This window comes from Streptomyces endophyticus (assembly GCF_035798155.1).
In the GTDB taxonomy this organism is placed as follows: domain Bacteria; phylum Actinomycetota; class Actinomycetes; order Streptomycetales; family Streptomycetaceae; genus Streptomyces; species Streptomyces endophyticus.
Map to the genome: position 1 here is coordinate 23,865 of NZ_JAOZYC010000150.1, position 19,954 is coordinate 43,818.

The following is a 19,954-nucleotide window of genomic DNA, read 5'->3' on the forward strand; positions in this document are numbered from 1 at the left end:
GACTCCTGCGACGAAAGGGTGATGTCAGGAGGTTAGCCGGGCCGTGGGTGCGGCCGGAAATCGGTCATGGAGTACGCCTGAGCGGGAGTGGCGCGCCCATCACCGCGTACGGCCGCGGGGCGCTCGGGAACTGCACCTGGCGGGCCAGGTCCTCGTAGCCGAGGGAGTGGTAGAGGCCGCGGGCCGGGCTGTCGATGTCGATCGCGGAGAGGATCGAGCGGGGCTGGGTGGCGCCGTCGGTGATCGCCGTGATGAGCGCCCGGCCGATGCCGCGGTTCTGGTAGCCGGGCTGCACGTGCAACTCCGTGATCACGAAGGAGTCGTCGAGCCAGTCGTCCTCGCCGCGGGACCGCAGATACGGCTCGACGACGGTGGACCACCAGTGGGTGCGGTCGTTCGGCATCCCGTAGACGAAGCCGACGAGGCGGCCGGTTTCGGTCGTGGCGCCGAGGGAGCGGGCCCCGGGGTACGTGATGTGCCGCAGCACGATCTGCCGGCGGACCGCGATCTCGTCGTCGCTGAGCCCGAACGCGTACGCCTGCACGGCGAGCGCCTCGTCGACACGGCTGCGCAGGTCCAGGGGGCCGATGGTGACGGCGCGGTCGTCCGTGCGGTTCCGGTGCGGCATGCCCGGAGGGTACCCGGTGCGGCGGCCTGCTGTACGGGCAGCCGTGGTTGCGGCCTCGGGGCTCCGCCCCGGACCCCGCTGCTTAATCGCCGCAGGGGCTTGAGTTGTCCAGCCTCGCCGGCGTTTGAGGCGCGGGGTCCGGGGCGGAGCCCCGAAGCTACGGTGCCGCGGGGAGTCTCGGGACGCTGGAGAGGAGGCGTCGCGTGTACGGGTGGGTGGGGTCGCCCAGGACCGACGGCGTGGGGCCGGATTCCACCACCCGCCCCCGTTCCAGCACGGCAGTGCGCTCGCACAGCGCGGCCACCACCGACAGGTCGTGGGAGACCATCACGATCGTCAGGCCCGCCGTCTCCTTCAGCTCGGCCAGCAGGTCGACGACCTTGACCCGCGTCGTGACGTCGAGCGCGGAGACCGGTTCGTCGGCGAGGAGGACGCGCGGGTCGCAGACCGTGGCCCGCGCGATGGCGATGCGCTGGCGCTGGCCGCCGGAGAACTCGTGCGGGTACCGCTCCCCCGCGTCGGCCGGGAGCCCCACCCGTTCGAGGGCGTGCGCGACCTTCCGGTCCGCCTCGGCCCCGGTCGCGACGCCGAGCGAGCGCAGCGGCTCGGCCACGATCCGCCGCACCCGCTGCCGCGGGTCCAACGAGGCGTAGGGGTCCTGGAAGACGCACTGCACGCCGCGCCGGAACGCCTTCATCTGCGTACCGTCGCGCGGCCGCAGCTCGGCCCCGTCGAAGCGGACCGTCCCCGACGTGGGGCGGGCGAGCCCGAGGAGCATGCGCAGCAGCGTCGTCTTGCCGGCGCCCGACTCACCGACGAGCGCGAGGCTCTGCCCGGTCTCCACCGCCACGGACACGTCCGTGACGACAGGCGCCGCGGCGCCCCGGTACGCGTAGGACACCCGGTCCAGGTCCAGCACAGGGGCGCTCATCGCACACCTCCGAGGTCGAGCGCGGACTCCAACTGCCGCGCGCTGTCCACCAGCGCCTTCGTGTACGCCTCGCGCGGGGCCCGGACGACGTCGGCCACGGCGCCCGACTCGACCGCCCGCCCGTCCTTCATCACCAGGACGCGATCCGTCACCTTCGACACGACCGCCAGGTCGTGGCTGACGAACAGCACCGCCATGCCGCGCTCGCGCACAAGCCCGTCGATCAGTTCCAGCATCTCGGCCTGCACGGTCACGTCCAGCGCCGTCGTCGGCTCGTCGGCGATGAGCAGCGCCGGGTCGCAGGCGAGCGCCATGGCGAGGGCCACGCGCTGGCGCTGGCCGCCGGAGATCTCGTGCGGGAAGGCGCGGGCGATGCGGTCCGGTTCGGGCAGCCGTACCTGTGCCAGCAGGTCCGTCACCGCCGACTTCAGCGCCGCGCCGGTCAACTGCCGCCGTCTGCGCAGGGGTTCGGCGATCTGCTTGCCGACGCGCATCAGCGGGTCGAGGGCGGTGAGCGGCTCCTGGAAGACGACGGCCGCGCTGCGGCCCCGTACGCCCACGAGGGTCTTCTCGGCCGCGCCGACGATCTGTGTGTCGGCCAGCCGTACGCTCCCGGTCACCGTCATGTCCGCGGGCAGCAGCCCGAGCACGGCCAGGGTGGTGAGGGACTTGCCGGAGCCGGACTCGCCGATGAGGCCGAGGCGTTCGCCGCGAGCCACCTCGAAAGCCAGCTCCGACACGAGCGCGCGCCCGTCCCCCGTACGGATCGTGAGGCCGTCCACAGAAAGCAAGGGTTCGCTGGCAGGCAAGGGTTCGCTGGAAAACAAGGGGTCACTCATGTCGTCGCCCTCTCCTTCTTCCGCGCCGTCGGGTCGAGGACGTCCCGCAGCCCGTCCGCGACGAGGTTGACGCCGATCACCAGCAGGACGAGCAGCATGCCCGGGGCGAGCGCGCCCGCCGGTGCCGTCGTGAACGTCGCCTGCGCCTCCTGGAGCATCCGGCCCCACGAGGCGTTCGGCGGCGGTGCGCCGAGGCCGAGGTACGAAAGGCCCGCCTCCGCGAGGACGGCGAGGCCGAACTGGAGCGCCAGGTTCACCGCGAGCGTCGGCCAGATGTTGGGCAGGACGTGGCCCGCGACGATCCGCGGCCACGAGGTGCCGGACGTGCGCGACGCCGTGATGTAGTCCTGCGCGAGCACCCGCTTGACGAGGATCCGGGTCAGCCGGGCCACGACCGCGCTCTGCGCGAGGCCGATCGCGAGGATCGCCGAGCCGAGCGTCGCCGACCGCGCCGCGACGATCAGCATCGCGAGCAGCAGCGTCGGGAACGCGATGAGGATGTCGAGGAACGCGGAGAGCGTGTCGTCGAACCAGCCCTGTGCGAACGCGGCGAGGAGCCCGAGCGTCACGCCGAGCAGCGCCGCGACGGCGACCGAGCCGAGCCCGGCCTGGAGCGCGATCCGCGAACCCGTCATGAGCTGCGTGAACAGGTCACGTCCGAGCTTGTCGGTGCCGATCGGATGCCCGCCGCCGGGTCCGGCGAGCCGGCCGCCGGACGTGTCCTCACTGTCGTACGGCAGCCAGAACAGGGAGACGAGGGCCAGCAGCACGACGAGTCCCGCGAAGACGGCGCCCGTCCACAGGGTGACCGATGATCTGCGCTTCATCGCGCACCGCCTCCCGACAGCCGCCCGCGAAGCCGCGGGTCCACGAGCCGCTGCACGAGGTCGGCCACGAACCCGATGATCAGCACCCCGAACGTCGACACGAACAGCACGCCCTGGATCACCGGGTAGTCGTGCTGCGCGATCCCCGTGGCGAGCATGGAGCCGAGCCCCGGCAGCGCGAACACGGACTCGACGACGACCGCGCCGAGCAGGGTGGACGCCAGCTCGATGCCGAGGATGGAGATGACGGGCACGGACGCGTTGCGCAGCCCGTGCCGCCACATCGCCCGCCCGAACGAGGAGCCGAGCGCCCGCGCGGTGCGCAGGTACTCGCTGTCGAGGACGTCGAGCGTCGCGGAGCGTACGTAGCGGATGAGGGACGCCGACATCACGAGCGCCACCGTCACCACCGGCAGCACCAGTGACTGCACGGCCGCGCCCGGGGTGTCCCAGCCGTCCTGCGGGAAGCCGCCGGACGGCAGCCAGCCCGCGTTCAGCGCGAACACGGCGATGAGGATCATGCCGAGCCAGAACACCGGGACGGCGATGCCCAGTTGGGAGACGCCGCTGAGCAGCGCCCCGTACCAGGTGCGTCGCTTGTACGCGGCCACGAAGCCGGCCGGTACGGCGACGAGCACGGCGAGCACGAACGCGGAGAGCGTCAGCGGCACCGTCACGTTCAGGCGCTGCGACACCTCCGGGCCGACCGGCAGCGACGACACGAAGGACGTGCCGAGGTCACCGCTCGTCAACTGGCCGATCCAGTGCGTGAACTGCTCGGGCAGCGGCTTGTCGGAGCCGATGGAGTGCCGGGCCGCGGCGATCTGCTCCGGCGAGGCGCCCACCGAGGTGAGCGCGTTCGCCGGGTCGCCGGGCAGCATCCGCAGCAGCACGAACAGCACGACGGACGCGAGGACGAGGGAGACCAGCAGGAACACCAGCCTCCGCAGGAGGTATCTCAGCATGGCCGGTGCGTCAGCTGCTCTTCTTGATGTCGAACGCGGGGAACTGCGAGTTGAGGCCGTTGAGCGGGTAGCCCGACAGCTTCGTGTTCGCGACGACGATCTGCGGATACAGGTAGAGCCAGTCGCTGGCCGCGTCCTCGGCGGTCTTGCGGTTGACCTTCTTCAGCAGCTCGGTCTGCTCGGCCGTGCTCGACGCCTGCTCGGCCTTCTGGACCCAGTCCTGGACCTGCTTGTTGTCGTAGCCCCAGTAGAAGTCGGGGTCGCCGTACCAGACGAGGTCGCGGTCGTTGACGTGCTCCTGGAGCGTGGCCGTGAAGTCGCGGTTCTTGTAGACCTTCGTGTACCACTCGTCGGGCGTGATCGTGTTGATCTTGACGGTGATGCCGACCTTGGCGAGCTGCGACTTGATGAAGGTCGCGGCCGTGGGGTGCGGGTCGTAGTTCGGGGTGTCCAGCGTGAAGCTGAAGCCCTTCGCGTGGCCCGCCTCCTTCAGGAGCTTCTTGGCCTTGGCGACGTCGTGCGCGTTGACGTCGGTGAGGTCCTCGTACCAGGGGTCGGTGGGCACTGCCATCGACCCGATCTGCTTGCCGTAGCCGCCCCAGACCGATTCGAGGAGCTTCTTGTCGTCGATGGCGGCCGAGACGGCCTGGCGCACCTTGACGTCCGTGAACGGCTTCGCCTTGTCGTTGAAGGCGAGGAGCAGCTTGGTGGTGGAGTTGCCGTCGTTGACCTTGTAGTTCTGGTCCGACTTGAACTGGTCGAGGGCGTCGGGCGACTGCTCGCTGGTGACGACGTCGACGGCGTTGGTCTGGAGCGCGTTGTTGAGGGCGGTCGCGTCCTTGTAGTAGTGGAAGACGACCTGCTTGTTCTTGGCGGCGGAGCCCCAGTAGCCGGCGAACCGGTCGAGGCTGAGCGCGGAGCCGCGGGTCCACTTCTTCAGCTGGTACGGGCCGGTGCCGTCCTCCGTGATCTTCAGGTTCTTGGCGTCGGCGTTGATGATCCAGACGTAGCTGAGGTTGTAGACGAAGGAGATCGACTTCTTCGACAGCGTGACCTTGACCGTCTTCGCGTCCGGAGTGGCGACGTCCTTCATGACCTCAAGGTTCGACTTCCGCGCGGACTGCGAGTCCTTCGCGATCACCTTCTCCAGGCTGTACTTGACGTCCGCGCTGGTCAGCTTCTTGCCGCTGTGGAACTTCACGCCGTCGCGGAGGGTGAAGGTGTAGGTGAGGCCGTCGCCGGAGACCTTGTAGTCCTCGGCGAGGAGCTTCTCGACCTTGCCCTTGTCGGTGAGCTTGAACAGGCCCTCGTAGACGTTGCCGTTCAGGGCCTCGGTGACGCCCTGGCCGCCGCCCGCGGTGTTGTCGAGGTTCTGCGGCTCGTAGAGGGAGCCGATGTTGACCGTGGCGTTCTTGTCGTACGCGCCGCTGCCGGAGGCCGAGTCGGAGCCTTCGCCGCAGGCCGCGAGCGTGACGGCGAGGGCGACGGTGAGCACGCCGGCGGACAGGGGTCTCTTGGGGAAGCGCATGAGGGGGCCTTACGTGAAGGGGTGCGGGGGGGGATCGATCAGTGGGCGGTGCCGACGGCGCCGTCGCGGAGGACCGGGAGCTTCTCGCCCGCCTCGACGGGCAGGTGAAGTCGGTTCTGCCGCGGCGGCATCGGACAGTTGTACTGATCGGAGAAGCCGCACGGGGGCACGAAGGCCCGGTTGAAGTCGAGACGCACACGGCCCGCACCGGTGTGCTCCACGAAGAGGAAGCGGCCCGCACCGTAGGTGCTGTCGCCGTTCGTGGGGTCGCCGAAGACGAGGAGGAGGGTGCCGTCGTCGTCGAACGCGGAGAGCGTGTAGTCGGTGCCGTCGACGGTCAGGGCGATGTCGCCGGGGACGACCTTCTCGCGGGTCCCGCCGTTGTCCCGCAGGTGCTCGAAGGCGACGGTGCGGGCGCCCTCGACGGGCGTGTACGTGGCGTCGAGGACCCAGGCCGGGTCGTAAGGGAAGGCGTCGACGTCCTCGAAGTCCTGGATCGCCGGGGAGTTCGCGTCCCAGAACCGCAGGCCGTGCTCGGGGGCACCGGTGACCATGTCGGTGCGCTCCAGGGCCGTCACGGTGACGGTGCCGGGCTGCCCCGCGCGGGCGGCGTCGAGGTCGGGGGTCTCGCCGGGCGGGAGCCAGCGGGTCTCGACGAGGGCGAGGTTGCCCGTGGGGGCGGTGAGGGAGCGGCGCCGGTCGGCACGCCATTCCTGCCAGGCGGCCATGCCGGAACCGGAAGCAGACATCGTGAGGGCACCTACAGTCAGTGAAGCTTGAACCAAAGCTATCCCTTTATGGTCCATAAGGCTTACTAATGTCAATGTGCGCCAAAGAGATGAGACGGGCAACACAACCCGCTCACCAGGGAATTCCTGGAGCGCTTCCTAGAACAGCACGCTCATGAACGCCCCGACCTCTTCGAATCCCACGCGCCGGTACGCGGCGCGCGCCGGGGTGTTGAAGTCGTTGACGTAGAGGCTGACCACGGGTGCGACATCGGCGAGGGCGTAGCGCAGGACCGCCGCCATGCCGGGGGCGGCGAGGCCCAGGCCCCGGTACTCGGGGGCCACCCACACGCCCTGGATCTGGCAGACCTGATCGGTCGCGGCGCCGATCTCCGCCTTGAAGGCGACCTTGCCGTGCTCGTCGAGGCGGGCGAACGAGCGGCCCGAGCCGACCAGTTCGGCCACCCGCGCCTGGTACAGCAGGCCGCCGTCACCGACCATCGGGGAGACGCCGACCTCCTCGGTGAACATCGCCACGCACGCCGGCATGATCGTGTCCATCTCGTCCTTGCGGACGCGGCGGATGTACGGGTCGGGGGTGATGTCCGTGGGCATCCGGTCCGTCACCATCAGCGGCTGCCGGGAGCGGATCTCGCGGGCGGGGCCCCAGCCCGGTTCGAGCAGCTGCCACAGGCGGGCGGTGGCCTCCGCCGGGCCGACGATGGAGGAGCAGCGGCGTCCGGCCCGCCGAGCGCGGTCGGCGAAGCCGCGGATGGCGCGGTCGGTCGCGCAGATCGGGACGAGGTTGGCGCCCGCGTAGCACAGGGACTCCAGCATCCCGTCCTCGTACCAGCCCCACATCTCGCCGCCGAGCCGCCACGGGTCGAGGCCCGCGACACGGACCCGGGCCGTGACGAAGGCGTTCGCGACGGGCTCGCGGTCGAGGACGGCGAGCGCTGCGTCGAGGTCACTCGGTTCGAGCACCCGAGTGGTGGTCTGAGTCAACACGTGCGGAGGGGCCTCACCAGATGGGCTACTGATCTCCGCACTGTACCTGGCGCTCCGCGGGTGTGGCGGGTCGACGTTTCGGCCCCCTCGACTCCGGCCGGTTCCGCGTGGGGCGTCCGCCGACGCGAAAGGCCCGCCCACCCGGAACGGGCGGCGGGCCTGAGGCATGGTCGGGGTCAGCCGGCCACCGACACCGACGGTTCGCCGGAGGTGATGCCGTCCTTCTCCATCTGCTCGGCGATCTTCATCGCCTCGTCGATCAGCGTCTCCACGATCTTCGACTCGGGCACCGTCTTGATGACCTCGCCCTTGACGAAGATCTGGCCCTTGCCGTTGCCGGAAGCGACACCGAGGTCGGCCTCGCGGGCCTCGCCCGGTCCGTTCACGACGCAGCCCATGACGGCCACGCGCAGGGGCACCTCCATGCCTTCGAGGCCGGCGGTGACCTCCTCGGCGAGCTTGTAGACGTCGACCTGGGCGCGGCCACAGGACGGGCAGGAGACGATCTCCAGGCGGCGCGGCTTGAGGTTGAGGGACTCCAGGATCGCGTTACCGACCTTGATCTCCTCGACCGGCGGGGCGGACAGGGAGACGCGGATCGTGTCGCCGATGCCCTCGGCGAGCAGCGCTCCGAAGGCGACCGCCGACTTGATCGTGCCCTGGAACGCCGGGCCCGCCTCGGTCACACCGAGGTGCAGCGGGTAGTCGCACTGCGCGGCGAGCTGCCGGTACGCGTTGACCATGACCACCGGGTCGTTGTGCTTCACGGAGATCTTGATGTCGCGGAAGCCGTGCTCCTCGAAGAGGCCCGCTTCCCACAGGGCCGACTCGGCGAGCGCCTCGGGGGTCGCCTTGCCGTACTTCTTCAGGAGACGGGCGTCCAGCGACCCGGCGTTGACCCCGATCCGGATCGGTGTGCCGTGGTCGTTCGCCGCCTGGGCGATCTCCTTGACCTTGTCGTCGAACTGCTTGATGTTGCCGGGGTTCACCCGGACCGCCGCGCAGCCGGCCTCGATGGCCGCGAAGACGTACTTCGGCTGGAAGTGGATGTCCGCGATCACGGGGATCTGCGACTTCCGGGCGATGACGGACAGCGCGTCGGCGTCGTCCTGCGTGGGGCAGGCGACACGGACGATCTGGCAGCCGGACGCCGTCAGCTCGGCGATCTGCTGAAGCGTCGCGCCGATGTCGGACGTGCGCGTCGTGGTCATGGACTGCACCGACACGGGTGCGTCTCCGCCGACCGCCACGGTGCCGACCTGAATCTGGCGGCTCTTGCGCCGCTCGGCCAGCTTGGTCGGTACCGACGGAATGCCGAGAGAAATCGCAGTCATCTGCTGTGCAACCCCAAGGATGTGGATCGAGTCCAGAGGCTTCCGAGATTACGGCACCGGCGCGTGCTCCAGCACATCGCGCCCCCGCAAACCCTCATAAAGAGGTACTGCCCGGCCATCATGCTGCCGGGCGGTACCCAACCGCGTTCAAACGGTGCCTGTCCGGCGCCTGATCAGGAGATTTTCACCGGGTTCACCACGTCAGCGATCAGCACGAGGATCGTGAAACAGACGAAGACTCCGGCCACCACGTACGCCACCGGCATGAGCTTCGCCACGTCGAACGGGCCCGGGTCGGGGCGCCGGAACACCTTCGCGAGGTTCCTGCGCAGCGCCTCCCACAGGGCGCCCGCGATGTGCCCGCCGTCGAGCGGCAGCAGCGGCAGCATGTTGAACAGGAAGAGCGACAGGTTGAAGCCGGCGACCAGCATCAGCGCCATCGCGAGCTGCTGCGTGGCCGGGATGTCCATGGTGAAGATCTCGCCGCCGACCCGGGCCGCGCCGACCACGCCCATCGGCGAGTCCTGCTCGCGCGGGCCGTCGCCGAACGCCGCGTCCCACAGGGCGGGGATCTTCGCGGGCAGCGCGATGATGGAGTCCACCGCGTCGCCGACCCGGTCGGACATCCACGTCACGGAGGAGCCGAAGTCCTGCCGTACGACTCCGGTGGCGGCGGTGAAGCCGAGGAAGCCCGCGTTGACGTAGCCGTCGGTGATCTGGCCGCTGGCGTCCTTCTTCGGCACCTGGTTGGTGGCGATCTTCGCGGTCAGCGTCTGCTGCTGCCCGTCGCGCTGGACCACGATCGGCACCGTGTCGCCCGCGCTCTTGCGGATCTCATCGGAGAGCGCGTTCCACTCGTCCGTCGCGACGCCGTTGAAGGACACGATCTTGTCCTTCGGCTGCAGTCCCGCCGCCTTCGCCGGGGACTGCGGGTCGGAGGCCTTGCAGCTGTCGCGGTGGGCGCTGGCCTGGATGACGCAGGACGAGACGGACGAGACGACGTTCGTCTGCTGGGTGACGCCGAAGCCCATCAGGACCGTGAGGAAGAGCCCGATCGCGAGGATCAGGTTCATGAAGGGGCCCGCGAACATGACGATGACGCGCTTCCACGGCTTGCGCGTGTAGAAGAGCCGGGTCTCGTCACCGGGCTGCAGCTCCTCGAAGGCCGCGGCGCGCGCGTCCTCCACCATGGAGCGGAACGGCGAGGTCGACCGGGACTCGATCCGGCCGTCGGCACCCGGCGGGAACATGCCGATCATGCGGATGTAGCCGCCGAGCGGGATCGCCTTGACGCCGTACTCGGTCTCGCCCTTCTTCCGCGAGAAGACGGTCGGCCCGAAGCCGACCATGTACTGGGGCACGCGGATGCCGAAGAGCTTCGCCGTCGACAGGTGGCCCAGCTCGTGCCAGGCGATGGAGAAGAGCAGGCCCACCGCGAAGATGACTACGCCGAGGATCATCATCAAGGTCGTCATGCACGGGCCTCCGCGGCTGCCTTGTCCGTTGCGGTCAGTTCACGGGCCCGGGCGCGTGCCCAGGTCTCCGCTTCGAGGACGTCCGCGACGGTGAGTGAAGTTCCCGTTCCGGGTGTGCCGTGTTCCCGCACGACCTTCGTCACCGTCTCCATGATCCCGTTGTACGGCAGGGCGCCCTTCAAAAAGGCGTCCACGCACTCCTCGTTGGCGGCATTGAACACCGCCGGGGCCGTGCCCGCGAGCTCCCCCACGTGCCGGGCGAGCCCCACCGCGGGGAACGCCTCGTTGTCGAGCGGGAAGAACTCCCAGCTGGAGGCCTTCGTCCAGTCGAAGGCGGGCGCGGCGTCGGGGACCCTCTCGGGCCAGCCGATGCCGAGCGCGATGGGGCCGCGCATGTCGGGCGGGGTGGCCTGGGCGAGCGTCGAGCCGTCGATGAACTCGACCATGGAGTGCACGTAGGACTGCGGGTGCACGACGACTTCGATGCGGTCGAAGGGGATGTCGTACAGCAGGTGCGCCTCGATGACCTCGAGCCCCTTGTTGACCAGGGTCGAGGAGTTGATGGTGATGACCGGGCCCATCGCCCAGGTCGGGTGCGCGAGGGCGTCCTCGACGGTGACGTTCGCCAGGTCCGCCTTCGTACGTCCGCGGAACGGGCCGCCGGACGCGGTGACGACGAGCTTGCGGACGTCGGCGCGGGTGCCGCCGGCGAGGGCCTGGAAGAGCGCGGCGTGCTCGGAGTCGACCGGGATGATCTGGCCGGGCTTGGCGATCGCCTTCACCAGCGGGCCGCCGACGATCAGCGACTCCTTGTTGGCGAGGGCGAGGGTGCGGCCCGCCTGGAGCGCGGCGAGCGTGGGGGCCAGGCCGATGGAGCCGGTGATGCCGTTGAGGACGGTGTGGCAGTCGCCACGGCCCGCGATCTCGGTGGCGGCGTCGGGTCCTGCGAGGATCTCCGGGAGCTTGACCCCGGCCCCGTACCGCGCGGTCAGCGCCTCGCGCAGTGCGGGCAGGGCGTCCTCGCGGGCCACGGCGACGGTGCGCACGCGCAGCCGGTGTGCCTGCTCGGCGAGCAGTTCGACGCGGCCGCCGGCGGCGCTGAGCGCGGTGACGCGGAACCGGTCGGGATTGCGCAGGACGAGGTCGACGGCCTGCGTGCCGATGGAGCCCGTGGAGCCCAGGACGACGACGTCCCTGGGGGCGTCGGCCGGGGCCGGGTCGAAGACGAGGTGCGGGTCCGCGAGGGGGGATGGGCTGTCGCTCATCCCCCCATTCTTGCGTGAACTCCCTGTGCGTCCGACACGGGATGGCACACGCGTGACGAGGATCAGCGAATCGGGCGGTGCACGTTCTCCCGTTTGCTCGGCCCCGGCGTCGCCTCCGCAATCCAGGGGCCGTCGCCGCTCGGGTCGACGACGCCCTGCTCCAGCCACGTGTACGTACCGCCGATGACGCCCTTGACGACCTTGCGGTCCAGCTCGTCGGTGTTGGTCCACAGCCGGTCGAAGAGCTCGTCGACGCGGATCCTGGACTGCCGGCAGAAGGCGTCGGCGAGCTGGTAGGCCTCGCGGCCGTACGCCTCCGTGGAGCGCAGCAGTTCGGCGCGTACGCAGACCGCGCTCATGGCGAAGAGTTCGGCGCCGATGTCGACGATCCGGCCGAGGAAGCCCTGCTTCGTCTCCATGCGGCCCTGCCAGCGGGACATGGCGTAGAAGGTGGAGCGGGCGAGTTTGCGGGCCGAGCGCTCCACGTAGCGCAGGTGCGTGGAGAGGTCCGGGTGGCCCTTCGGGTGGAACTCGGCGTACGTGCGCGGGAGTTGGCCGGGGCCCGCGACCAGCTTCGGCAGCCACTTCGCGTAGAAGCCGCCCGCCTTCGCGCCCGCCTTCGCCTTGTCCGAAAGGGACTTGTCGGGGTCGATGAGGTCGCCCGCGACGGACAGGTGGGCGTCGACGGCCTCGCGTGCGATCAGCAGGTGCATGATCTCGGTCGAGCCCTCGAAGATGCGGTTGATGCGCAGATCGCGCAGGACCTGTTCGGCGGGGACGGCGCGTTCGCCGCGGGCCGCGAGGGACTCGGCCGTCTCGAAGCCGCGGCCGCCGCGGATCTGGACGAGTTCGTCGGCCATCAGGCAGGACATCTCGGAGCCGTAGAGCTTGGCGAGGGCGGCTTCGATGCGGATGTCGTTCCTGTCCTCGTCCGCCATCTGGGAGGAGAGGTCCAGTACCGCCTCCAGCGCGAACGTCGTCGCCGCGATGAAGGAGATCTTCGAGCCGACGGCCTCGTGGAACGCGACCGGCTTGCCCCACTGTTCGCGCTCCGCCGACCACTCGCGGGCGATCTTGAGGCACCACTTGCCCGCGCCGACGCACATCGCGGGCAGCGAGAGGCGGCCGGTGTTGAGGGTGGTGAGCGCGATCTTGAGGCCCGCGCCCTCGGGCCCGATCCGGTTCGCCGCGGGGACCCGGACCTGGTGGAAGCGGGTGACGCCGTTCTCGATGCCGCGCAGCCCCATGAAGACGTTGCGGTTCTCCACGGTGATGCCCTCGGAGCCCGCCTCGACGACGAACGCGGTGATGCCGCCCTTGTGCCCGTCGGACTTCGGTACGCGGGCCATCACCACCAGCAGGTCGGCGACGACTCCGTTCGTCGTCCACAGCTTCACACCGTCGAGGACGTACGTACCGTCCTCTTCGGGGACGGCGGTGGTGGCAAGCCGGGCCGGGTCGGAGCCGACGTCGGGCTCGGTGAGCAGGAAGGCCGAGATGTCGGTGCGGGCGCAGCGCGGCAGGAACGTGTCCTTCTGCTCCTGCGTGCCGAACTGCTTCAAGGGCTGGGGAACGCCGATGGACTGGTGCGCGGAGAGCAGCGCGCCGATGGCGGGCGAGGCCGAACCGACCAGGGCGAGCGACTTGTTGTAGTAGACCTGCGTGAGCCCGAGGCCGCCGTACTTCGTGTCGATCTTCATGCCGAGCGCGCCGATCTCCTTGAGCCCGTTGATCGTCTCGTCGGGGATCTTCGACTCGCGCTCGATGCGGGCCGAGTCGATCTTCGTCTCGCAGAAGTCGTGCAGTTTGGCGAGGAATTCCTCGCCGCGCTGCGCGTCCTCGTCGGCGGGCAGCGGATGCGGGTGGATGAGGTCGAGCCTGAGCCGGCCGAGAAACAGTTCCTTGGCGAAGCTGGGCTTGCGCCAGTCCTGTTCACGAGCGGCCTCGGCCACCTGGCGTGCCTCCTTTTCGGAGACCTTCGACCGGTCCTTGCCGTCCTTGCCTACGGGGGATGTTGCGGACATGAGGTTCACCTCGCCGCGCGTCGGGTCCACCGCCCGGCTCGTTACCGACCGGTGCTACTGGATCGTATGTACCCGATAACGGGCATGTCGACCAGTCCCCGCGCACCCGAACGCCGACGGCCGGAGCCCCCGCACAGTGGGCTCCGGCCGTCGTGACCGGCGCGTGGATCAGGCACGCGCCGGGGTCTTCGCGTACGTACTGAGGACGTACTGGAGGACGTACTACAGGGCGAGGCCCGTCAGGACGAGGACGCGCTCGTACGTGTAGTCGTCCATGGCGAACTTGACGCCCTCGCGGCCGACGCCGGACTGCTTGGCGCCGCCGTACGGCATCTGGTCGGCGCGGTAGGACGGGGCGTCGCCGATGACCACGCCGCCGACCTCCAGCGCGCGGTGGGCGCGGAACGCAGTCTGGAGGTCGTGCGTGAACACGCCCGCCTGGAGGCCGTACTTGGAGTCGTTGACGGCGGCGAAGGCCTCGGCCTCACCGTCCACCTTCTTGACCGTGAGGACCGGGCCGAAGATCTCCTCGCAGGAGATCGTGACGTCGGCCGGGACCTCGGCGAGGACGGTCGGCGCGTAGGTGGCGCCGTCGCGCTTGCCGCCCGCGAGGAGCTTGGCGCCCGCGGTCACGGCCTCGTCGACCCACGACTCGACGCGCTTCGCCGCGTCCTCACTGACCAGCGGGCCGACATCGGTGGCGTCGTCCGCCGGGTCGCCGGTGACCTGCGCCTCGACGGCCGCGACGATCTTCGGCAGGAGCCGGTCGTAGACGGTGGCGTCGGCGATGACGCGCTGCACCGAGATGCAGGACTGGCCGCCCTGGTAGTTGGAGAAGGTGGCGATGCGGCCCGCCGCCCAGTCCAGGTCCGCCTCGGAGGCGTAGTCGGCGAGAACGACGGCCGCGCCGTTGCCGCCGAGCTCCAGGGTGCAGTGCTTGCGCGGCACGCTGTCCATGATCGCGTAGCCGACCGGGCCCGAGCCCGTGAAGGAGATGACCGGGAGGCGCTCGTCCTGGACCAGGGCGGGCATGCGGTCGTTCGGGACCGTGAGCACCGACCAGGAACCGGCCGGGAGGTCCGTCTCCGCGAGCAGCTCGCCGAGGATCAGCGAGGAGATCGGGGTGGCCGGGGCCGGCTTGAGGATGATCGGGGCGCCGACCGCGATGGCCGGGGCGACCTTGTGGGCGCTCAGGTTCAGCGGGAAGTTGAACGGGGCGATGCCGAGGACGACGCCCTTCGGGATGCGGCGGGTGATCGCCATACGGCCTGTGCCGCCCGCGTCCGTGTCGAGGCGCTGGGCCTCACCGCTGTTCCAGCGGCGGGCCTCCTCGGCGGAGAAGCGGAACACGGAGACGGCGCGGCCGACCTCGCCGCGGGCCCACTTGATCGGCTTGCCGTTCTCCGCGGAGATCAGCTGGGCGATCTCCTCGGTGCGCTCGATCAGTCGGTCGGCCACGTGGTTCAGGGCCTTGGCCCGTACGTGGGCGGGGGTCGCGGCGAACTCGTCGACCACGGCGTGGGCGGCGGCGACGGCCTCCTCCACCTGGGCCTCGGTCGGCTCGGCGACGGTGCCGACGAGGCGGCCGTCGTAGGAGTTGTGGACGTCGAACGTCGTGTCACCGGTGGCCTGGCGGCCGGCGAGCCAGAAGGCGTGGGTGGTCATGGGTGCGTGTACCGGCCTCTCCGTGGTGGGTGGGGGTGCGTGTGACCACGGTAGGGCGGGTGTGTGGGGTCGCGGTTTGGCCACGGTGGAGTGGTCGCGGGTGGGGGTTCGCCGAATTGGAGCGCCGCACCGGCGTTACGGTCTCGGGGCTCCGCCCCGAACCCCGCTGCTCAATCGCCGCAGGGGCTTGATGTGCCCAGCCCCGCCGGGCGGCGCTGGGTGCGTATTTCCAGCCCCTCCGGCGCTTGAGGAGCGGGGTTTGGGGCGGAGCCCCAAGGCTGTGGCGGCTCCTACGCCCCCGTCGCCTTCAGTGCCAGCCACAGCTCCATGCGGACGTCCGGGTCGTCCAGGGAGCGGCCGAGGATCTCCTCGACCCGGCGCATCCGGTACCGCAACGTATGACGGTGGACCCCCAGATCCGCCGCCGCCGCGTCCCACTGGCCGTGCCGGGAGAGCCACGCCCGCAGGGAGGCCACCAGGTCCCCGCGCCCCGTCGCGTCATGGTCGCGCAGCGCCCGCAGGAGGCCGTCCGCGAACGCCCGTACCGCGTCGTCACCCAACAACGGCAACACCGAGCCCGCCGCCACGTCCTCGTGCTCCACGAGGATGCGGCCGCGTCTGCGGGCGACGGAGAGCGCCTGTTCGGCCTGCTTGTACGCGGACACCGCCGCGATCGGCCCGGCCGGCGCCGAGAAGCCGATGACCAGCTCGTCCTCGGACGAGCCCTCCCCCCGCGTCGACTCCAGCGCCTCCGCGTACAGGAGACAGGCCTCCGCCGCCGCCCCGCCGTCGACGGCGAGCAGCACGAGGCGCTCGCCGTCGGGGACGACGAGCAGCGCCTCGCCGGAGCGCGCCGCGGCGGACTCCATGACGTCGGCGAGGACCGGGAGCGGGCCCGAGCCCTGCCCGCCCGATCCGGTCACGGCCTCGGCCAGCAGCGCCGCCGTCCCGTTCGAAGGCGTCCCGGCCGGACGCGCCGTGCCGTTCTTCGGTGGCGCCACGGCGTCCGCGATCACCATCCGGAACGGCGCGTCGAGCAGCGCCCCGTACAGGTCGCCCGCGACGGCCCGCGCGTGGTCGGGCTCCCCCGCGAGCAGCATCCGCAGGACGGCCGAGCCGATCCGCTGCTCGGCCGCGTACAGCGCCCGGGAGCGTTCGGTGGTGAGGGTCAACAGGGCGATCGCCGAGTGCAGGGCGTAGCGCTCGGCCGTGCCGAGGGCCGCGGCCGTGCCCACCGCGAGCGCCGCGCGGGGCCGCCGTCCCGCGCCGATGGAGTGCAGTTCGACCCGGTCCTCTGAGCCGCTCTCCACCACCGCGCTGGCCGGCGCGGGCCGGTCCCGCAGCCGCTCCACGTCGCCGGTCAGGCGGGCGGCGCGGCGGCCCGCCCAGTCCGGGGCGGTACCGACGACGGCGCCCGACGCGTCGTACAGCGCGGCCCACCCGTCGACCTGGGCGGCGAGCACGGCGAGCACCCCTTCGGGGCCGCTGCCCAGCGCCTGCTTGGTGAGTTCGCGCTGGGCGGCGAACCCGGAGGTGACGGCCTTGTACTGCTCGGCGGCGATCGCGGCGGAGACCGCCTTGCTGATGGCGATGAACGGCGTGCGCGGCGGCACCGCGAGCAGCGGCAGTCCCTGGTCCTTCGCGGCCTTCACCAGAGCTTCGGGGACGTCGTCGTAGTTGACGCCGACGGCGAAGCCGAGGCCGACGACTCCCGCCTCGGCCAGCCGCTTCACGTAGCGGCGCATGGCGTCGGGGTCCTCGGCGTCCAGCTTGAGCGCGGTCATCAGGAGGAGCTCGCCGCCCTCCATGTACGGGACGGGGTCGGCGAGCTCGCTCACGTGCGCCCAGCGGACCGGCGTGTCCAGGTGCTGCTCGCCCGCGCGCACGCTGAGCTTGAGCGCCGAGTGGTGGACGAGCGAGGCGAGCGTGGGCGGCATGGGCCAGGCCTTCGGGTGAGCGGGGTGTACACGGGGGCAGGGCGTACAAGTGAATCTTGTGAAGCTTTTGGCCGCTCCGTATGAACGACCAGTGTCGATTCTGCCTCACCGTACGTACTACTGGGGCCCGGCCCCCTGAAAGCTCAGTCAACCTTCGGGCTCACTCACGCGACTTTCAGCCACGCAGGTCCACGAGCAGCGGCGGAGCGTGCTCCCCGCGCACAGTGGTGAGCGAGAGCACCGCGTGCCCCGGCGGCACCGCGTGCGCCAGGTCCGATGCCGACCAGCGCTCGCGCTCCACCTTGCGGACGGTGACGGCGTCCGTGGTGACGGCCTTCCCGGTCACCATCTGGCGCGCCTTGTGCAGGGCGCGGGTCAGCGGCTGCTGCGCGAACACCGCGTGCTGCGCGACCTCCTCGGTCTCCACCCACTCCGTGCCCCACGCCTCCGCGAACCGCCGGCCGTCCCACGTCGTGACCCCGGAGAACGCCATGCGGCAGCCGACCGCCGCGTACAGCGGGCCCTGCAGGGGCTCGGCGACCTCGCCGATGGTGCGCAGGCCGAGCACCACTCCGGCGTGCGCGGACCGCAGCCGCTGGATGCCGCGGACCGTCTCGGCGGTGACGGTGCGCGCCGCGTCGTCGAGGACCATGCAGGCGAAGTGGGAGCGCCCCGCCCGAGCTCGTACGACGGAGGTGAACTGGGCGAGCAGCAGCCGCGCGAGCAGCCGGGACGCCTCCTCGTGGCCCTGCTCCGGCAGGTCGACGCGGACCCGCAGCGGGTGGTGCGCGAGGGCCCGTACGGAGAACGGGCGGGCGGCCGCCGGGTCGAAGAAGCCGGCGAAGACCGGCCGGTCCAGGAGGGCAAGGCGGTCGGCGAGCATCGGGCCCGGGTCGCCGGCAGTGCCGAACTGGCGCTGCCGCGCGTCGAGTTCGCGCCGCATCGCGGAGTCCACCGACAGCCGCCCCTTGAGGTCGGCGAAGGCCTCAGGGTCGCCCTCCAGGAGTTCGCGCAGCACCGGCACCGCGGGGAACGTGCCGTGCGCCTCGCGGTAGGGGCCGAGGAGCTGGGCGAGCGCGGTGGCGGCGCGCCGGGTGTCACCCTGCTCGCCGGGTGACAGGTCCCCGACCAGGCCCTCGGCGAGGAAGCCCGCCGCCTCGTCCGCGTCGGTGGTGTCCGCGTACAGGTCGAGGTCGTGCACCGACGCCCGGTCGCCCGGCCCGACCACCACGTCGTACGCGTCGTCGGGGCCGAGCGGGGTGCCCTTCGCGCAGACCGCGAGCACGGCGCACTGCCCGGTGAGCGCCTGGAGCGCCAGGGACTCGACCACGGGGCGGACGACCCCCGCCGTCTTGCCCGCGCCCGGCGGGCCGACGGCGAGGAGCGAGGTGCCCAGCAGGCCCGGGTCGAGGGCCACGCCCGCGCCCCGCAGCACATACGGATTGCGCTCGTCGCTCGCGAAGGAGCCGATCCGCACCTGGCCGACGAGCAGGTCGTGCGCCGCCGCGCGGGCCGGCAGATCGCGCTGGCCCGAAGGGTGCGCCCAGGCGCCCGCGCCCTGCTTGAGCACGGTCTTGGCGAAGGCGGCCGGGTCCGCGGCCTGCCGCCAGGCGTGGGTGACGCGGGCGCAGTCGACGTCGTTCATGCGCCCGCCCGCCACCTCGGCGGTGAGCACGTCGGCGGCCTGACCCTGCCCCGCCTCACGCAGCTCGGCCCACTCGGCGCGGGCGGGCAGTGCGGCAGGACGCGGCGGCGCCTCCTTCTTGCGGCGCGCGGACCAGACCTCCAGCCAGCCGCCGATCCGGGCGAACGGGTAGAGGACGGCCGCCGTGATCAGGGCGTACAGAAGATAGGCGAGCACCGGCACCGTGAAGAAGCCGTAGCCGCCGGTGACGAGGACGACGAGGGAGAGGACGGGGTCGGCGATCGGCAGCGGCCGCCAGGACAGACCGAGCGCGTCCGGCCAGACGAACACCAGCACGCCCACGGCGGCCACTGAGGCCACGATGGCGCGGGCGGGCTGCGGACGCCGCACGACGAAGTGCTGGATGCCTTCTCCCCAGGCCCCGAAACGCCCCACCAAGTAGACGAGCAGGGCGAAAGCCAGCCCTTCGTAGACGACGAGTGCGTCCTGCGCCTTCCGGTCGCGGACCGACGTCGTGCCCGGCCACCACCAGCTGTCCGGCGTGAAGATCTTGAGCGGGGCCCACTGGTACGGCAGCGTGCCGCGCCGCCACAGGCTCCACAACAGGACGCCGACCAGGAACGACACCGCCATCCACACGAGCAGTTTGCGACCGATCGCGGACGTGTCCTGCTCGGGAGGCCGGGGCACGAACCCGTACCGCCACACACCCGGCTGCGCCTTGGGGCGGCGCGCGGCGAGCCACTCCGCCACCGAACCGCGGGACGCGCTCGGCGCCTGCCGGGGCATCGGCGGGGCGGCCGGGCGGGGCGGCCGCGCGGGACGCGGCACGGGCGCGGCGGCCCGCCAATCGCCTCCTGCCCCGTGCGTCTCCCGCATCCCGCTGTCGCTGTCCATGGCGTAGCCCCCTGACCTGCCGGTCCGTTCGTGCCGTGTGCGTCGATCGCGCCTCAATCTAATGCCCGTACCAGGGGAGTTCACCGCTTACGCGCCCCATGGGCGGACATGGGGCGGCACCGGCACCGACACGCACACCTGTCCACGACGGACAACACGCACCACCGACCCCGCCCCGATGGAGCATGACCACCCCGCTCCCCCGCCCCTAACCTGCGAGAAACCCCCCGAAAGCAGCCCCGGCGGCATCGGCCTCGA

General features: G+C 71.1%; 15 protein-coding genes. All 15 read right to left on the bottom strand.

The window, feature by feature from the left end; genetic code table 11:
* Positions 1–64: 64 nt before the first annotated feature.
* Complete coding sequence (locus OKJ99_RS30145) at positions 65–628, bottom strand: GNAT family N-acetyltransferase (RefSeq protein WP_326021099.1); 564 nt, start codon at positions 626–628, stop codon at positions 65–67.
* Between the two features lie 157 nt (positions 629–785).
* Positions 786–1,559, bottom strand: coding sequence for an ABC transporter ATP-binding protein (locus OKJ99_RS30150; protein WP_326021100.1), 774 nt, complete (start codon positions 1,557–1,559; stop codon positions 786–788).
* Positions 1,556–2,398, bottom strand: coding sequence for an ABC transporter ATP-binding protein (locus tag OKJ99_RS30155; protein ID WP_326021101.1), 843 nt, complete (start codon positions 2,396–2,398; stop codon positions 1,556–1,558). Before OKJ99_RS30155 ends, OKJ99_RS30150 begins: the two co-directional genes overlap by 4 nt.
* Complete coding sequence (locus OKJ99_RS30160) at positions 2,395–3,225, bottom strand: ABC transporter permease (protein WP_326021102.1); 831 nt, start codon at positions 3,223–3,225, stop codon at positions 2,395–2,397. The genes OKJ99_RS30155 and OKJ99_RS30160 overlap by 4 nt, the downstream gene beginning before the upstream one ends.
* A complete protein-coding gene (locus OKJ99_RS30165; protein WP_326021103.1) occupies positions 3,222–4,190 on the bottom strand; it encodes an ABC transporter permease in 969 nt (322 codons plus the stop codon). The genes OKJ99_RS30160 and OKJ99_RS30165 overlap by 4 nt, the downstream gene beginning before the upstream one ends.
* A 10-nt stretch (positions 4,191–4,200) precedes the next feature.
* Positions 4,201–5,718 (bottom strand): ABC transporter substrate-binding protein, encoded by a 1,518-nt coding sequence (locus tag OKJ99_RS30170; protein ID WP_326021104.1) that lies wholly within the window; start codon positions 5,716–5,718, stop codon positions 4,201–4,203.
* Positions 5,719–5,756: 38 nt separating this feature from the next.
* Entirely contained in the window at positions 5,757–6,467 is a 711-nt protein-coding gene (locus OKJ99_RS30175) for a DUF1684 domain-containing protein (protein WP_326021105.1), read from the bottom strand.
* A 138-nt stretch (positions 6,468–6,605) separates the two neighbouring features.
* A complete protein-coding gene (locus tag OKJ99_RS30180; protein WP_326021106.1) occupies positions 6,606–7,454 on the bottom strand; it encodes a GNAT family N-acetyltransferase in 849 nt (282 codons plus the stop codon).
* 176 nt (positions 7,455–7,630) lie between these two features.
* Complete coding sequence (ispG, locus tag OKJ99_RS30185; protein WP_326021107.1) at positions 7,631–8,788, bottom strand: flavodoxin-dependent (E)-4-hydroxy-3-methylbut-2-enyl-diphosphate synthase; 1,158 nt, start codon at positions 8,786–8,788, stop codon at positions 7,631–7,633.
* A 173-nt stretch (positions 8,789–8,961) separates the two neighbouring features.
* The gene (locus OKJ99_RS30190) at positions 8,962–10,263 is read right to left on the bottom strand and encodes a M50 family metallopeptidase (protein ID WP_326021108.1); all 1,302 of its coding nucleotides are present in this window, start codon (positions 10,261–10,263) and stop codon (positions 8,962–8,964) included.
* On the bottom strand, positions 10,260–11,528 hold the full coding sequence (gene dxr, locus OKJ99_RS30195; RefSeq protein ID WP_326021109.1) for a 1-deoxy-D-xylulose-5-phosphate reductoisomerase: 1,269 nt from the start codon (positions 11,526–11,528) through the stop codon (positions 10,260–10,262). Before dxr ends, OKJ99_RS30190 begins: the two co-directional genes overlap by 4 nt.
* A 62-nt stretch (positions 11,529–11,590) precedes the next feature.
* Positions 11,591–13,552, bottom strand: coding sequence for an acyl-CoA dehydrogenase family protein (locus OKJ99_RS30200; protein WP_326021110.1), 1,962 nt, complete (start codon positions 13,550–13,552; stop codon positions 11,591–11,593).
* 222 nt (positions 13,553–13,774) lie between these two features.
* On the bottom strand, positions 13,775–15,217 hold the full coding sequence (locus OKJ99_RS30205; RefSeq protein ID WP_326021111.1) for an aldehyde dehydrogenase family protein: 1,443 nt from the start codon (positions 15,215–15,217) through the stop codon (positions 13,775–13,777).
* A gap of 290 nt (positions 15,218–15,507) precedes the next feature.
* The gene (locus OKJ99_RS30210) at positions 15,508–17,154 is read right to left on the bottom strand and encodes a PucR family transcriptional regulator (protein ID WP_326021112.1); all 1,647 of its coding nucleotides are present in this window, start codon (positions 17,152–17,154) and stop codon (positions 15,508–15,510) included.
* Positions 17,155–17,329: 175 nt separating this feature from the next.
* On the bottom strand, positions 17,330–19,696 hold the full coding sequence (locus OKJ99_RS30215; protein WP_326021113.1) for an ATP/GTP-binding protein: 2,367 nt from the start codon (positions 19,694–19,696) through the stop codon (positions 17,330–17,332).
* Between the last annotated feature and the right edge of the window lie 258 nt (positions 19,697–19,954).

What these genes read in the sequence shown, in the direction of transcription:
- OKJ99_RS30155 (WP_326021101.1), bottom strand. Translation starts at nt 2,398, where the DNA reads ATGAGTGACCCCTTGTTTTCCAGCGAACCCTTGCCTGCCAGCGAACCC.
- OKJ99_RS30190 (WP_326021108.1), bottom strand. Translation starts at nt 10,263, where the DNA reads ATGACGACCTTGATGATGATCCTCGGCGTAGTCATCTTCGCGGTGGGC.
- OKJ99_RS30175 (WP_326021105.1), bottom strand. Translation starts at nt 6,467, where the DNA reads ATGTCTGCTTCCGGTTCCGGCATGGCCGCCTGGCAGGAATGGCGTGCC.
- OKJ99_RS30165 (WP_326021103.1), bottom strand. Translation starts at nt 4,190, where the DNA reads ATGCTGAGATACCTCCTGCGGAGGCTGGTGTTCCTGCTGGTCTCCCTC.
- OKJ99_RS30170 (WP_326021104.1), bottom strand. Translation starts at nt 5,718, where the DNA reads ATGCGCTTCCCCAAGAGACCCCTGTCCGCCGGCGTGCTCACCGTCGCC.
- dxr (WP_326021109.1), bottom strand. Translation starts at nt 11,528, where the DNA reads ATGAGCGACAGCCCATCCCCCCTCGCGGACCCGCACCTCGTCTTCGAC.
- OKJ99_RS30150 (WP_326021100.1), bottom strand. Translation starts at nt 1,559, where the DNA reads ATGAGCGCCCCTGTGCTGGACCTGGACCGGGTGTCCTACGCGTACCGG.
- ispG (WP_326021107.1), bottom strand. Translation starts at nt 8,788, where the DNA reads ATGACTGCGATTTCTCTCGGCATTCCGTCGGTACCGACCAAGCTGGCC.
- OKJ99_RS30200 (WP_326021110.1), bottom strand. Translation starts at nt 13,552, where the DNA reads ATGTCCGCAACATCCCCCGTAGGCAAGGACGGCAAGGACCGGTCGAAG.
- OKJ99_RS30160 (WP_326021102.1), bottom strand. Translation starts at nt 3,225, where the DNA reads ATGAAGCGCAGATCATCGGTCACCCTGTGGACGGGCGCCGTCTTCGCG.
- OKJ99_RS30145 (WP_326021099.1), bottom strand. Translation starts at nt 628, where the DNA reads ATGCCGCACCGGAACCGCACGGACGACCGCGCCGTCACCATCGGCCCC.
- OKJ99_RS30205 (WP_326021111.1), bottom strand. Translation starts at nt 15,217, where the DNA reads ATGACCACCCACGCCTTCTGGCTCGCCGGCCGCCAGGCCACCGGTGAC.
- OKJ99_RS30215 (WP_326021113.1), bottom strand. Translation starts at nt 19,696, where the DNA reads ATGGACAGCGACAGCGGGATGCGGGAGACGCACGGGGCAGGAGGCGAT.
- OKJ99_RS30210 (WP_326021112.1), bottom strand. Translation starts at nt 17,154, where the DNA reads ATGCCGCCCACGCTCGCCTCGCTCGTCCACCACTCGGCGCTCAAGCTC.